Consider the following 13,179-nt stretch of genomic DNA (forward strand, 5'->3'; position numbering starts at 1 on the left):
ATGCCCACGCCACAGGCCGAACACCGCTATCCCTGCGAACGCTGCGGGGCAAGCCTCCGCTTTCACCCGGGCCAGCGGATGCTGGTCTGCGACTGGTGTGGTCACCAGCAGGCCATCGGCGACGGCCCCGCCCGCGCCCCGGCGCGCCAGCCCCAGGGCGGATCCGAGGGCGAGGACGCGATCCTGGCCGACCCCGAAACCGGCCGCGCGCTGCAATGGGACGCGGGCCACAAGTCGCCCGACCTGGTGGAAATCCCGCTGGACCGGGGCCTGCGGCTGGACAGCGGGTCCGACCTGGCGGAAACTGTCCGGCTGCTCTCCTGCCCGAACTGCGGCGCGCAGATCGAGATGGGCGAGGCCAGCCATGCCAGCGCCTGCCCCTTTTGCGCCACACCCGTCGTCACCGACACCGGCACCAGCCGCAAGATCAAGCCGCAGGGCGTGCTGCCCTTCCGCGTGACCGAGGATCAGGCCCACAAGGCGATGGAGGACTGGCTGGGCAACCTGTGGTTCGCGCCCTCGGGCCTGACTGCCTATGCCCGGCGGGGGCGCAGGATGCGGGGCATCTACTCGCCCTTCTGGACCTTCGACGCGCGCACGCGGTCGCATTACGTGGGGCAGCGCGGGGATTACTATTACGAAACCGTTTATGTCACCCAGCAGGTCAACGGCCGCAGCCAGCAGGTTCCGCGCCAGGTCCGCCGCACGCGCTGGCGGCCCGCCGCGGGCCAGGTCGCGCGGGCCTTCAACGACGTGCTGGTGCTGGCTTCGGCCTCGCTGCCGCGCAAGTTCTCGGACGGGCTGACGCCCTGGGATCTGGCGCATCTGCGGACCTATCGCCCCGACTATCTGGCGGGGCTGGAGGCCGAGGCCTATACGATCCCGCTGGCCGACGGCCACAAGATGGCCCGGGCCGAGATGGCGGGCGTGATCCTGAACGACGCCCGCCGCGACATCGGCGGCGACGAACAGCGGGTGGACCGGATCAACACCGATTACCGGGACGAAACCTTCAAGCACATCCTTCTGCCGGTCTGGACGGCCGCCTATCGCTATAACGGCAAAAGCTATCGCTTCGTGGTCAACGGCCAGTCGGGCCGCGTCGTGGGCGAACGGCCCTGGTCGGTCTGGAAAATCGCCGCTGCGGTGATCGCCGCTCTGGTTGCGCTAGCGGCTTTCCTGTATCTGGCCGATGCGGGGGGCTATATCGACCTGGACGCCGTGGTGCAGGGTCAGGATATCGTCATCCAGGGCTATTGAGAGGGGGGATCGATGATCCTGTGCGCGGGCGAATCGCTGATCGACATGGTGCCGGACGATGGAGCGTTCCGTCCCCTGGCGGGCGGATCGGTCTATAACACCGCCATCGCGCTTGGCCGCCTGGGCGAGCCCACGGCCTATCTGTGGCCCATCAGCCGCGACCCCTTCGGCGAGGTTCTGCTGCGCCCCCTGACTGATGCCGGCGTGAACACCGACCTCTGCCCCCGGACCGACCGGCTGACGACGCTGGCCCTGGTGACGCTGACCGGGGGCGAGGCGCGCTATTCCTTTTACGACGAAGGTTCGGCCGGGCGGATGCTGTCGCCCGCCGACCTGCCCGCCCTGCCAGGCGGGATCGAGGCGCTGTTCGCGGGCGGCATCAGCTTGGTTCCCGACCCCTGCGGCGCGGCCATCGAATTGCTCGTCGAACGCGACGGCGACCGGCTGCCGGTCATGCTGGATCCGAACATCCGGCCCTTCTTCATCACCGACCCTGATGCCTATCGCGCCCGACTGTCCCGGCTGATCGCGCGGGCCGATATCGTCAAGCTGTCGGGCGACGACCTGGAATGGCTGTATCCCGACCTGCCGCCCGAGGCTGCGGCCCGCCGGGTGCTGGCCCAGGGGCCGCGTCTGGTGCTGCAAACGGGCGGCGCTGCGGGCGCGCGGGCGCATTGGGCGGGCGAGACCGTCGCGGCCCCCGCCATCCGCACCACCGTCGCCGACACCATCGGCGCGGGCGACACCTTCAACGCGGGCGTCCTTGCCAGCCTGCGCCGCCAGGGCGTGCTGTCGAAGGCAGGACTGGCCGCGATCACCGCCGACCAGATCGCCGCCGCCCTGACGCTTGGCGCACAGGCCGCCGCCATCACCGTCTCGCGTCCCGGCGCTAACCCGCCCTGGGCGCACGAGATGACCGCCCTTTCCGATGAACGCACAGGGGGCTAGAACCAGCGCATGGACATTCTGGACAAGATCAAGGCCTACAAGCTGGACGAGATCGCCGCCGCCAAGGCCGCGCGTCCCCTGGCCGATGTCGAGGCCGCCGCCCGCGCCGCCCCGGCCCCGCGCGGCTTTGCGCAGGCATTGACGCAAAAGGCCGCAACCGGCGCGGCGCTCATCGCCGAGATCAAGAAAGCCAGCCCTTCCAAAGGCCTGATCCGGCCGGACTTCGATCCGCCCGCCCTGGCGCGCGCCTATGAGGCCGGCGGGGCGGCCTGCCTGTCGGTCCTGACCGACGCGCCCAGCTTTCAAGGTGCGCCGGGTTTTCTGACCGCCGCGCGCGAGGCCTGTTCCCTGCCGGTCCTGCGCAAGGATTTCCTTTACGACCCTTACCAGGTGGCCGAGGCGCGAGCCTGGGGCGCGGACTGCATCCTGATCATCATGGCCTCGGTCGATGACGTCCTTGCGGCGGAGCTGGAGGACGCAGCCCTTCACTGGGGCATGGATGCGCTGATCGAGATCCACGATGCCGCCGAACTGGACCGGGCGCTGCGCCTGAAATCATCCCTGATGGGAATAAACAATCGCAATCTCAAGACCTTCGAGTTGTCTCTTGATGTGACGCGCGACCTTGCGCCGCGCATTCCGGCGGATCGGGACATTGTTTGCGAAAGCGGGCTGTTCACCGCCGACGACCTGGCCGCGATGATGCAACTGGGCGCCCGCCGCTTCCTGATCGGCGAAAGCCTCATGCGGCAGGCCGATGTGACCGCCGCCACCCGCCAGATCCTGGGCGTGGCGGCATGAGCCTGACCCATTTCGATGCCTCCGGCCAGGCCCATATGGTCGATGTCTCGGACAAGGCGGTGACGGCCCGGGAAGCGGTGGCGCAGGGCTGCGTCGTCATGACGGCGGAAACGCTGGCGCTGGCGCAAGGCGGCGCGAAGAAGGGCGACGTTCTTGGCGTCGCGCGTCTGGCGGGGATCATGGCGGCCAAGCGGACGGCGGACCTGATCCCGCTCTGCCACCCGCTGCCGATCAGCAAGGTCTCGCTGGACCTTGAACCCGACGCAGCCCTGCCCGGCATCCGCGTCACCGCAACCGTCCGCACGACTGGCCGGACCGGGGTCGAGATGGAAGCGCTGACCGCCGTCTCGGTCGCCTGCCTGACGATCTACGACATGCTGAAGGCCGCCGAAAAGTCGATGGTCCTGCAGGATATCAGGCTTGTCCGGAAAAGCGGCGGCAAGTCAGGGGATTACGAGGCAAACCCGTGATTTCGGTTCAAGAGGCGCTGGAACAGGTTCTGGGACTTGCGCATCCCGTCGCAAGCGAGCTGATCCCGATCGGCGATGCCTTGGGCCGCGTCCTGGCGGAGCCTGCCCTGTCCCGCATCACGCAGCCGCCCTTCGACGCTTCGGCCATGGACGGCTATGCCGTTCGGACGGCGGAGATGGATCAACCCCTGACGGTCGTCGGAGAGGCCGCGGCAGGCCGCCCCTGGGACGGACAAGCGACGCCCGGGACCGCCGTTCGCATCTTCACCGGCGCAGCGGTGCCGCCGGGCTACGACCGTGTCGTCATGCAGGAACATGTGGTCCGCGAGGGGGACCGGGTGCGGATCACGGATCGCTCCAGCGGCACCAATATCCGCAAGGCGGGCGACGACTTTCAGCAAGGCGAGTGCTTTGCCCCGGCCCGCAGGCTGACCGCATCCGACATCGGCCTGCTCGCCGCGATGAACATTCCGGCCGTGACCGTGGCCAAACGCCCCCGGGTCGCGATCCTGGCGGGCGGGGACGAGTTGGTGGCCCCCGGAACGCAGCCCCTGCCGGGCCAGATCGTCAGTTCCAATGACCTTGGCATCGCGGCCTTGGTTCGGGATGCGGGCGGCGAGCCGATGATCTTGCCGATCACCCGCGACACCGAAGACAGCCTGCGCGCGGGCTTTGCCTCTGCGGCAAGCGCCGATCTGCTGGTCACGATCGGCGGCGCATCGGTTGGCGATCACGATCTGGTCGGCAAGGTCGCAACGGATCTTGGCCTGCAACGCGCCTTCTACAAGATCGCGATGCGGCCGGGCAAGCCGCTGATGGCCGGCCGCCTTGGCGCCATGCCGATGCTGGGACTGCCTGGAAATCCCGTTTCCACAATGGTTTGCGGAATCTTGTTCGTGCAACCTCTCATCGCCGCCATGCAGGGGCTGCGGCCCGCCCACCGGCTGGCCAAGGCAAGGCTTGCCGTCGAGATGCGGGCAGAGGGCGATCGGCAGCACTATCTGCGCGCGACCCTGGAGGATGGCGAGGATCTGCCGCTGATCCGCCCATTCCCCAGCCAGGATTCGGCGCGGCTGTCGCTGATGGCCCAAGCCGACGCCCTGCTGGTGCGTCCGCCGAACGATCCGGCCCGCCGTGCTGGAGACATCGTGAACTTTCTGTCCCTTCGTGGCTGAGGATTAACGAAGTTTTCAGTTTCCCCTGTTCTGTTCGTTGACGCGATTCTGCTTTTGCGATAGAACAGATACGGAACAAGAAGATGCCGGGGATCGACGGAATGCTGACCAAGAAGCAAATCCAGTTGCTGGATTTCATTCAAAAGCGCATGGCGCGCGACGGGGTTCCGCCCTCCTTCGACGAGATGAAGGAAGCCTTGGATCTGCGGTCCAAATCGGGCATCCATCGCCTTGTCACCGCGCTGGAAGAACGCGGCTTCATCCGCAGGCTTCCGCATCGCGCCCGCGCCTTGGAAATCGTGCGCCTGCCCGACGCCCTGGTCGCGGCGGCGGAAACGAAGCCTGGCTTTAGCCCGCGCGTCATTGCGAACACCCGGCCCCCGCGCCCGCGCGGCGCCATCGCGATTGCGGACAGCCCGGCGGTCGATCTGCCGCTGATGGGCCGCATCGCCGCCGGTGTGCCGATCGAGGCAATTTCCGAGGTATCGCATCATGTCGCGGTGCCGGGCACCATGCTCAGCGGGCGCGAGCATCACTATGCGCTGGAAGTGCAGGGCGACTCGATGATCGAGGCGGGAATCAACGACGGCGATGTGGTGGTGATCCGCGAACAGGACACGGCGGATAACGGCGACATCATCGTGGCGCTGGTCGAAGGGCACGAGGCGACGTTGAAGCGGTATCGCCGCCGTGGCGGCATGATCGCGCTTGAGGCCGCAAACCCCGCCTATGAGACGCGCATCCTGCCCGAGGAAAGCGTCCGCATCCAGGGGCGGCTGGTCGGGCTGATCCGCAGCTATTAAGGGCGTTCGTTCCGGCAGGCAGGCTTCAAGAAGCCTGCGCCGCGCTTGGCAGCCCCAGAATTCCATCATGATGCCGCAGACTTCAGACGCCGTTGAAGAAGCCCTCGCCCGCGCGGCCCAGCAATTCCTCAGCCAGATCGGATCCCATGACGGCGCCTTCGTCAAGACTGCCTTCCCGATGGCCGCTGATGGCGGCCGACCCGTCGGGCCGCAGGATTTCGCCCCGCAGCAGCAGGCGGTCGTCCAGGATCTCGGCCAGGCCGGCGATGGGCGTCTGGCAGGATCCGTCAAGCCGGAGCAGGAAGGCACGCTCGGCGGCGATGCGATAGCCGGTGTCGGCATGATGGATCGCGGCCAGAAGGCTTGCCGCCAAGACGTCGCCCTGACGCCGCTCGACCCCGATGGCACCTTGGGCTACGGCAGGCAGCATCTCGGCCGGATCGATGGCGTTGCGCGCGACATCGCGCAGTCCAAGCCGGGAAAGTCCCGCCATGGCCAGGAATGTCGCTGCCGCCACCCCTTCGTCCAGCTTCCTCATCCGGGTCTGGACGTTGCCCCGGAACTCGACCAGGCGCAGATCCGGGCGGCGATGCGCCAGTTGCGCCCGCCGCCGCAGGCTGGAGGTGCCGACCACGGTGCCCGCAGGAAGATCGGGGATCGAGGCGAAGTGCGGGCTGACGAAAGCGTCACGCACATCCTCTCGCGGCAGAAGGCAGTCGATCACCAGCCCCTCGGGCTGCAGCGTCGGCATGTCCTTCATCGAATGGACGGCAATGTCGATCTGCCCGGCCAGCAGCGCATCCTCGATCTCGCGCGTGAACAGGCCCTTGCCGCCGATCTCTTTCAAAGGGCGGTCGGTGATCCGGTCGCCGGTGGTCTTGATCACGATGATCTCGAAGGCATCAGGGGACAGGCCATGCGCGGCAGAAAGCCGGTCCCGGGTCTCATGCGCCTGCGCAAGCGCCAGCATCGAGCCTCGGGTGCCGATCTTCAGAGGACGGGTGGGGTCGGGCATCTGGGTCATGCCCCCCGCATAGCGGCAGGCAGGCTGCTTGACAACGCCCGACGCCTCGCCTTGAAGGGTCCGCAGGAGGCCCCATGACCAAACTTCTGCTGCGCGCCCTGGCCGGCGAAACCCTGCCCGTTCCGCCGATCTGGATGATGCGCCAGGCGGGGCGCTATCTGCCGGAATACCGGGCCACGCGCGCGCAGGCGGGCGATTTCCTGTCCCTGTGCTATACCCCCGACCTTGCGGCCGAGGTGACGCTGCAACCGATCCGCCGCTTCGGCTTCGACGCGGCGATCCTGTTCGCCGATATCCTGCTGGTCCCGCAGGCGCTTGGGGCGGACCTGTGGTTCGCGACCGGCGAAGGGCCACGGCTGTCCACGGTGACGACCGGCGAGGAGGTCGCAAGGCTGAAGCCCGCCGACCAGATCCACGACCGACTGGCCCCTGTCTATGAAACGGTGCGCATCCTGTCGCGCGAATTGCCGCGGGACACGGCGCTGATCGGCTTTGCGGGCGCGCCCTGGACGGTGGCGACCTATATGGTGGCTGGTCGCGGCACGCCCGACCAGGGCCCGGCCCATGCCCTGAAGGACAGGGATCGCGCGGCCTTCACTGCGCTCATCGACCGAATCACCGAGGCCACCATCCACTACCTGTCCGCCCAGATCGAGGCCGGGGCCGAGGTGGTCAAGCTGTTCGACAGCTGGGCGGGCAGCCTCAAGGGCCGGGATTTCGACGACTTCGCCATCGCCCCTGCCCGGCGCATCATCGCCGCGCTGAAAGAGCGTCATCCCCATGTTCCGGTCATCGCCTTTCCGCGAGAAGCGGGCGAGCGTTACATCGGTTTTGCCCACGCGACCGGGGCGGATTGCGTCGCGCTGGACAACTCGGTCAGTGCGGAATGGGCGGCGCGCCATGTGCAGGTGGACGGCTGCGTACAGGGCAATCTGGACCCGCGTCACATGGTCACGGGCGGTCCCGATCTGGTGGCCGAGGCGCAGCGGATCACGCGCGCCTTCCGGGGCGGGCCGCATATCTTCAACCTGGGCCACGGGATCACCCCGGATGCCAACCCCGACAACGTCGCCCTGATGATCGAGGCCGTGCGCAGCGCATGAGCTGGGTCGCGGCCACGCTGATCGCGGCCACGGCGCAGACCGCCCGGAACGCCGCGCAGGCGGGGCTGACGGCGCAGATCGGCACCGTCGGCGCAACAGCGGTCCGCTTCGTCTTCGGCTTTCCCTTCGCTGCCCTAGGCCTGCTGGCGGTTTCGGCCTGGGTGCCCCTGCCAGTCCCCGGCCTGACAGCCATGGGCTGGGCCGCGCTTGGCGCGCTGGCGCAGATCGCCGCGACCGCCTTCATGCTGGTCACCATGCGCGAGCGTGGCTTTGGCGTCGCGACCGCGCTGATGAAGACCGAACCCGTGACGCTGGCCCTGATCGGCGCCCTTGTCCTGGCCGAGCCGCTGGGCCCCGCCCGGCTGGCCGCCATCGGCCTGGCGACGGTGGGCGTCGTGCTGGCCTCGGGCGCAAGCTGGGGCCGCGCGGGATGGGGGCCGGTCGCCACCGGCATCCTGTCGGGCGCGCTGTTCGGCCTGTCAGCCATCGGCTTTCGCGGCGCCCTGCTGGCCTTGCCGGAGGGCGGCTATGTCACCCGGGCCATCACCGTCCTGACCATCACGCTGGGGCTGCAGGCCGCAATCATGCTGGCCTGGCTTGCGCTTCGGGACCGGGCCGCGCTGCGGGCCATCGCGGCGCAGTGGCGCGTCTCGGTCGGGGCCGGTGCCCTGGGGGCCTTCGCCTCGCTGTTCTGGTTCATCGGCTTTGCCCTGACCCCCGCCGCCAATGTCCGCACCCTGGCCCTGGTCGAGGTCGTGATGGCGCAGATCCTGTCCGGCCGGGTCTTTCGCCAAAGGGTCGGCCCCCTGCAATTGGCAGGCATGGCGCTGATCCTGGCAGGGGTGGGCTGGCTGCTGGCGGTGGCAGCCTAGACCCACTTCGCCAGCGGAGGCAGGCTCATCAGCACGGCATCCGCATTGTGGCCGGTTTCCAGCCCGAACTTCGTCCCCCGGTCATAGACGAGGTTGTATTCCGCATAAAGCCCGCGATGGATCAGTTGGGCGTCGCGGTCCGCGTCCGACCAGGGCTGTCCCATCCGCGCCTGTGCCAGCGGCAGGAAGGCAGGCAGGAAGGCTTCGCCCACGGCGCGGGTAAAGTCGAAATCGGCCTGCCAGTCGCCAGTGTTCAGGTCGTCGAAGAAGATGCCGCCGACGCCCCGCGCGCGGCCCCGGTGCGGGATGAAGAAATACTCGTCCGCCCAGGCCTTGAAGCGGTCGTAGTAATCGGCGCCATGCCCGTCGCAGGCGGCCTGCAGGGTGGCGTGGAAATGGGCCGTATCGTCGGCATATTCGATGCAGGGGTTCAGGTCCGCCCCGCCGCCGAACCACCAGGCGCCCGGCGTCCAGAACATCCGCGTGTTCATGTGGACGGCGGGCGCATGAGGGTTCTGCATATGCGCGACCAGGCTGATGCCGCTGGCCCAGAAGCGGGGATCCGTGTCGATACCCGGCACCCCGCGCGATGCCATGGCCGCCTGCGCGCGCGGGGCGAGGGTGCCGTGAACCTCGGACCAGTTGACGCCGACCTTTTCGAACACGCGGCCGCCGCGCAGGACCGACATCAGCCCGCCGCCGCCGTCGCCGTCGCGCGTGGTGGGGGTCACGGCGAACCGGCCCGCGGGGGCTGCGCCGGGGCCTTGGTCCTCCAGCGCCTCGAAGGCCGCGACGATGCGGTCGCGAAGCGCGCGGAACCAGGTGGCGGCGGTATGGCGTTCATGGTCCACAGGCATCTCCAATCTTGATTTGCCAGGCTGAATGCGCCGGGCTAGCATTCCCCACCCGCTGTAATGAGACCCGCCATGAGCCGCAACTCTGCCCTTGCCGCAATCCTGACCCTGCCGCTGCTTGTCGCGGCCTGCGGCACACCGCAGGAACGCTGCATCAGCCAGAACACCAGCGAATACCGCACCGTCAGCCGCCTTCTGGCCGAGGTCGAGGGCAATCTTGCGCGCGGCTATGCCTGGGAGGAACGGCAGGTCGTGCGCGACCGCCTGACGCAATGCCGGACCTATGTGCGCGACAGCAAGGGCCGCGCCGTGGTCGCCTATGAGCCCTGCTGGCGGGATTACGTCGATACCGAACGCTATCGCGTGCCCATCGACCCTGCGGCCGAACAGCGCAAGCGCGACAACCTGGCAGCGCGCGCCGCCGTGCTGGGCGACCGGGCCGCATCGGTCGTGCAAGCCTGCCGCGCCGCCTTCCCCGAGGATCAGCGCTGAGGATCAGACCGTCTGGACCGCCACCCGGTCGGCCAGGCTGCGGCCGCCGTCCACGGTGAGGATCTGACCCGTCACGAAGCGCGAGGCGTCGCTGGCAAGATAGATCACCGTTTCCACCAGCTCGTCTGCGGGCGCGATGCGCCCCATGGGGGTGGCGGCAACGATCCGGTCGCGCAGTTCCGGCTTTTCGCGCAGCGATTCCTTCAGCTCGTGCGACATGACGCTGCCGAAGCGCACGCCGTTCACGCGGATCCGATGAGGGGCAAGCGCCAGCGCCATGCCGCGCGTCGCCTGTTCCTGCGCGGCATAGGCGATGGAATAGCCCAGCATGGTGGGCACCGGATGCTGGGCCGCCAGCGTGGACAGGTTGACGATGGCCCCGGCCGATCCGGCCTCGGGCGCGTCCTCGGCCTGGCGGATCATGCGCTTGGCGACGATCTGCGTCATGCGCAGGCCCGCCATCATGTTCTCGCGCAGCAACTGTTCCAGCACGTCGGGATCGGTGTCCAGCGGGTCCGAGGCCTTCACCAGCCGATGCGCATTCACCAGGATATCCACCCGGTCAAAGGCATCCAGCGTCGCCGACAGCAGGTTTGCGGTCGCCAGCCGTTCGGACATCCGGCCCGAAAAGCTGCGCACATGAGGGTCGCGTTCGTCGTAATCCGACATGGCGACGGCCAGCGCGTCCTCGTCCGCGTCGGCGAACATCACGTTGGCGCCGCGTCCGACGAACTGGCGGGCAATCGCCATGCCGATGCCGCGCCCGGCGCCGGTCACGATGGCCGTCTTGCCCTGGACCCCGCCCATCAGCCGCGCCCCTTGCGCGCAGTGCCCCGGTTCGCGGCCGTGGCCTCGATGACCTTGAAGCGGGTGTCGCCGCGGATTTCGCGGACCTGCCCGAAATGCTGCGCAAGGACGGTTTCATAGGGCAGGTGCCGATTCGCGACCATCCACAACCGCCCTGCCCCGGTCAGCAGCCGCGCCGCCGCCGCGATGAAATCCGCGCCGATCCTGGGATCCGCCGCGCGGCCATCGTGGAAGGGCGGGTTCATGATGACGCCGTTCACGGGCTCCTTCAGCGTGAAATCCCGCGCATCGGCCCAATGAAACTGCGCGCGCGGGTCGCGGATGTTGTCGCGGGCTGATTCCAGCGCGGCATGATCGGCCTCGACCAGGTGGATCACCTCGATCCCCGGGCGGGCCAGGGCCTGCGCCGACAGCCACCCCCACCCCGCGCCCAGCTCCACCACGCGGGTCGGCATCCGGTCGGGCAGCGCCGCCGCCAGCATGGCCGATCCGGGATCGACCCCATCCGCCGAAAAGACGCCCGGACGGGTCACGAAGCCCGGCGCGATCTCTTGCGGGCGGGCGGCCCAGTCGGCGGGCAGCCAGTCGCCTGCGGGAACCGTCACGCGGAAGATCTTGCCATGGGCCTTGCTGTGGACCTCATCCACCGGGGCCAGGGCGCGCAGATCCTTCAGCATGGAATCGACCCCATCGGTCTTTTGCCCGTCGATCCACAGCGCCGCGCCGGGGTGCAGGCGCACAGCGGCATCGGCGACCCGCGCACGCCCTTGCGCCTTGGCGCGGGGCAGCACGACCAGCGCCGCGTCAAAGCGGCCCTCGACCTGCGGCGAGACGCGATAACCGCGCGCGGCCAGCGCCTGATGATCCGGGAAATTGCCCTGCTGGACCTGGGTGCGGGCCGGATCCAGCGGCGTCAGGTCGTCACCGGCCCTTGCGCCGATCACAAGAAAATCGCCTCCGGGATGACCATCCGGGAGGGCGAGGGAAAGCCTGGTCACTGTCACTGTTATTCTTTTTCCATGGTGCATTGCAGCGGGTGCTGCTGCCGCCGCGCCAGTTCCATCACCTGCGCGACCTTTGTTTCCGCAACCTCGTGCGAGAAGACGCCGACGACCGCCACGCCCTTGCGGTGGACGGTCAGCATGATCTCGATCGCCTGGGCGTGGGTCATGTTGAACAGCCGTTCCAGCACATGGACCACGAACTCCATCGGCGTGAAGTCGTCGTTCAGCATCAACACCTTGTACATCGGCGGCCGTTGCGTCCGGGTGCGCGGCTTCGTGACCAGCTCGATCTGGTCGTCGGGTCCGTCGCCGTCTGTCATCCAGTGCGCCATGCTGTCCAGTCTGATCGTGTTTATCGTAATGCGTGCATCAATATAGTCGATTTTGCCGCCGATAAAAGCCCGCCCTGACCGGACGGGGCGCAGGAAAATAACGCAAATGAACAGTTACATGGCAGGGAATGGCGTGCTATTATCCGATTGTTAAGCAATGGCATGCGACAAACGACATGCCGCCAGAGGCAGAGAGACCGCGACAGTGATCCGAATTTCCCAGACAGCCCGGCTGTGGGCTATCCTCTTGCTGGCCGTCCTGGCCCCGGCAACCCTGTCGGCCGCCCCTTTCGCCGCCTATGTCATCGACGCGCGCACGGGCCAGCCGATCTACAAGCAGAACGAGGATACGCGGCTGCACCCCGCGTCCCTTACCAAGATGATGACGCTGTACATGGCCTTCACCGCGATCGAACGCGGGCAGGTCCGGCTGGATTCGCAATTCACGGTGTCCACCAATGCCGCGTCCGAACCGCCGTCAAAGCTGGGCCTGCGGGCCGGCCAGCGGATCGAGCTGCGCTATCTGATCCGCGCCGCCGCGATCAAGTCGGCCAACGACGCCGCCACCACCATCGGCGAGGGCCTGGCGGGGTCCGAGGCGGCCTTTGCCCAGCAGATGACCCAGATGGCCCGCGCCATCGGCATGACCAACAGCCATTTCCAGAACGCCCACGGGCTGACGCAGGAAGGGCATTATTCCACCGCCCATGACATGACCATCCTGGGGCGGCGGCTGTTCTATGATTTCCCGCAATATTACAACATCTTCTCGCGCCGCTCGGCGGATGCAGGGATCGCGCAGGTCGCCTCGACCAACAAGCGTTTCCTGGACAGCTATCAGGGCGCGGACGGGATCAAGACGGGCTATACCCGGGCGGCGGGCTTCAACCTGACCGCCTCGGCGCAGCGCGGCAACAAGCGGCTGGTGGCGACCGTTCTGGGCGGCACCTCGACCGCGCATCGCAACCAAGTGATGGCGCAACTGCTGGACGCGGGCTTCGGCCGCGTGCCGAACCGCGTCCGGGAAGTGCGTCCCGCAGCGCCGGCCCTGCTGGCGACCCGCGTCGTGCGCCGCGCCCAGGTCCAGCCCTCGGCCGCCGCGACGCAACCCGACCCGCAGCGGCTGGTGCTGACGGCCTCGGCCCCTCCGGTCCGCGTCAGCCGCGCGGTCGCGGCTTCGACAGCGGCCGTGGTTCCCGCAGCGCAGCCCAAGCCCGTGCGCGAGGCCGAGCCG

Annotated in this window: 15 protein-coding genes; 10 read left to right on the forward strand and 5 right to left on the reverse strand. The window is 68.2% G+C overall.

Features of this window, described 5'->3' with window-relative positions:
• The 6 genes from JX613_RS13755 to lexA all read left to right on the forward strand — a co-directional run bounded on the left by JX613_RS13755 (position 1) and on the right by lexA (position 5,457).
• Positions 1 to 1,260, forward strand: a complete 1,260-nt coding sequence (locus tag JX613_RS13755; protein WP_207102037.1) for a TFIIB-type zinc ribbon-containing protein — start codon at positions 1 to 3, stop codon at positions 1,258 to 1,260.
• 12 nt (positions 1,261 to 1,272) lie between these two features.
• Positions 1,273 to 2,208, forward strand: coding sequence for a carbohydrate kinase family protein (locus JX613_RS13760; RefSeq protein WP_207102038.1), 936 nt, complete (start codon positions 1,273 to 1,275; stop codon positions 2,206 to 2,208).
• Between the two features lie 9 nt (positions 2,209 to 2,217).
• Positions 2,218 to 3,009, forward strand: coding sequence for an indole-3-glycerol phosphate synthase TrpC (gene trpC / locus JX613_RS13765; protein ID WP_207102039.1), 792 nt, complete (start codon positions 2,218 to 2,220; stop codon positions 3,007 to 3,009).
• A complete protein-coding gene (moaC, locus tag JX613_RS13770; protein ID WP_207102040.1) occupies positions 3,006 to 3,479 on the forward strand; it encodes a cyclic pyranopterin monophosphate synthase MoaC in 474 nt (157 codons plus the stop codon). The genes trpC and moaC overlap by 4 nt, the downstream gene beginning before the upstream one ends.
• Positions 3,476 to 4,654: a molybdopterin-binding protein gene (locus JX613_RS13775; protein ID WP_207102041.1), complete on the forward strand. Its 1,179-nt coding sequence runs from the start codon at positions 3,476 to 3,478 to the stop codon at positions 4,652 to 4,654. Before moaC ends, JX613_RS13775 begins: the two co-directional genes overlap by 4 nt.
• 101 nt (positions 4,655 to 4,755) lie before the next feature.
• Complete coding sequence (gene lexA / locus JX613_RS13780; RefSeq protein WP_207102051.1) at positions 4,756 to 5,457, forward strand: transcriptional repressor LexA; 702 nt, start codon at positions 4,756 to 4,758, stop codon at positions 5,455 to 5,457.
• An 82-nt stretch (positions 5,458 to 5,539) separates the two neighbouring features.
• Here the strand turns inward: lexA and hemC are convergent, their stop codons facing one another.
• The gene (gene hemC / locus JX613_RS13785) at positions 5,540 to 6,481 is read right to left on the reverse strand and encodes a hydroxymethylbilane synthase (RefSeq protein WP_207102042.1); all 942 of its coding nucleotides are present in this window, start codon (positions 6,479 to 6,481) and stop codon (positions 5,540 to 5,542) included.
• Between the two features lie 74 nt (positions 6,482 to 6,555).
• Here hemC and hemE point away from each other — a divergent pair, with 74 nt between their 5' ends.
• Both hemE and JX613_RS13795 read left to right on the forward strand, forming a co-directional pair.
• On the forward strand, positions 6,556 to 7,584 hold the full coding sequence (gene hemE, locus JX613_RS13790) for a uroporphyrinogen decarboxylase (protein ID WP_207102043.1): 1,029 nt from the start codon (positions 6,556 to 6,558) through the stop codon (positions 7,582 to 7,584).
• On the forward strand, positions 7,581 to 8,456 hold the full coding sequence (locus tag JX613_RS13795; RefSeq protein WP_207102044.1) for a DMT family transporter: 876 nt from the start codon (positions 7,581 to 7,583) through the stop codon (positions 8,454 to 8,456). The genes hemE and JX613_RS13795 overlap by 4 nt, the downstream gene beginning before the upstream one ends.
• Here the strand turns inward: JX613_RS13795 and hemF are convergent.
• A complete protein-coding gene (hemF, locus tag JX613_RS13800) occupies positions 8,453 to 9,313 on the reverse strand; it encodes an oxygen-dependent coproporphyrinogen oxidase (RefSeq protein WP_207102045.1) in 861 nt (286 codons plus the stop codon). The two genes, JX613_RS13795 and hemF, sit on opposite strands and share 4 nt — an antisense overlap.
• Positions 9,314 to 9,382: 69 nt before the next feature.
• Between hemF and JX613_RS13805 the strand changes: the two genes are divergently transcribed.
• Positions 9,383 to 9,802 carry a hypothetical protein gene (locus tag JX613_RS13805; protein ID WP_207102046.1) on the forward strand — a complete coding sequence of 140 codons (420 nt, stop codon included), beginning with the start codon at positions 9,383 to 9,385 and terminating at the stop codon, positions 9,800 to 9,802.
• A gap of 3 nt (positions 9,803 to 9,805) precedes the next feature.
• On the opposite strand, the gene JX613_RS13810 is transcribed toward JX613_RS13805, so the two are convergent.
• The 3 genes from JX613_RS13810 to clpS form a co-directional block, all read right to left on the reverse strand.
• Positions 9,806 to 10,609 (reverse strand): SDR family NAD(P)-dependent oxidoreductase, encoded by an 804-nt coding sequence (locus tag JX613_RS13810; protein ID WP_419538834.1) that lies wholly within the window; start codon positions 10,607 to 10,609, stop codon positions 9,806 to 9,808.
• Entirely contained in the window at positions 10,609 to 11,553 is a 945-nt protein-coding gene (locus JX613_RS13815; protein WP_336512307.1) for a class I SAM-dependent methyltransferase, read from the reverse strand. Before JX613_RS13815 ends, JX613_RS13810 begins: the two co-directional genes overlap by 1 nt.
• A 62-nt stretch (positions 11,554 to 11,615) precedes the next feature.
• Positions 11,616 to 11,933: an ATP-dependent Clp protease adapter ClpS gene (clpS, locus tag JX613_RS13820; RefSeq protein ID WP_154763512.1), complete on the reverse strand. Its 318-nt coding sequence runs from the start codon at positions 11,931 to 11,933 to the stop codon at positions 11,616 to 11,618.
• 169 nt (positions 11,934 to 12,102) lie between these two features.
• Here clpS and JX613_RS13825 point away from each other — a divergent pair.
• Positions 12,103 to 13,179 (forward strand): D-alanyl-D-alanine carboxypeptidase family protein (locus tag JX613_RS13825; RefSeq protein WP_207102048.1); only part of this gene is annotated, 1,077 nt, incomplete at its 3' end.

Origin of the sequence: Paracoccus shandongensis (genome assembly GCF_017315735.1) — a bacterium.
Classification (GTDB): Bacteria; Pseudomonadota; Alphaproteobacteria; order Rhodobacterales; family Rhodobacteraceae; genus Paracoccus; species Paracoccus shandongensis.

What these genes read in the sequence shown, in the direction of transcription:
- JX613_RS13760 (WP_207102038.1), top strand. Translation starts at nt 1,273, where the DNA reads ATGATCCTGTGCGCGGGCGAATCGCTGATCGACATGGTGCCGGACGAT.
- moaC (WP_207102040.1), top strand. Translation starts at nt 3,006, where the DNA reads ATGAGCCTGACCCATTTCGATGCCTCCGGCCAGGCCCATATGGTCGAT.
- hemF (WP_207102045.1), bottom strand. Translation starts at nt 9,313, where the DNA reads ATGCCTGTGGACCATGAACGCCATACCGCCGCCACCTGGTTCCGCGCG.
- JX613_RS13810 (WP_419538834.1), bottom strand. Translation starts at nt 10,609, where the DNA reads ATGGGCGGGGTCCAGGGCAAGACGGCCATCGTGACCGGCGCCGGGCGC.
- hemC (WP_207102042.1), bottom strand. Translation starts at nt 6,481, where the DNA reads ATGACCCAGATGCCCGACCCCACCCGTCCTCTGAAGATCGGCACCCGA.
- JX613_RS13795 (WP_207102044.1), top strand. Translation starts at nt 7,581, where the DNA reads ATGAGCTGGGTCGCGGCCACGCTGATCGCGGCCACGGCGCAGACCGCC.
- clpS (WP_154763512.1), bottom strand. Translation starts at nt 11,933, where the DNA reads ATGACAGACGGCGACGGACCCGACGACCAGATCGAGCTGGTCACGAAG.
- JX613_RS13755 (WP_207102037.1), top strand. Translation starts at nt 1, where the DNA reads ATGCCCACGCCACAGGCCGAACACCGCTATCCCTGCGAACGCTGCGGG.
- trpC (WP_207102039.1), top strand. Translation starts at nt 2,218, where the DNA reads ATGGACATTCTGGACAAGATCAAGGCCTACAAGCTGGACGAGATCGCC.
- lexA (WP_207102051.1), top strand. Translation starts at nt 4,756, where the DNA reads ATGCTGACCAAGAAGCAAATCCAGTTGCTGGATTTCATTCAAAAGCGC.
- JX613_RS13805 (WP_207102046.1), top strand. Translation starts at nt 9,383, where the DNA reads ATGAGCCGCAACTCTGCCCTTGCCGCAATCCTGACCCTGCCGCTGCTT.
- hemE (WP_207102043.1), top strand. Translation starts at nt 6,556, where the DNA reads ATGACCAAACTTCTGCTGCGCGCCCTGGCCGGCGAAACCCTGCCCGTT.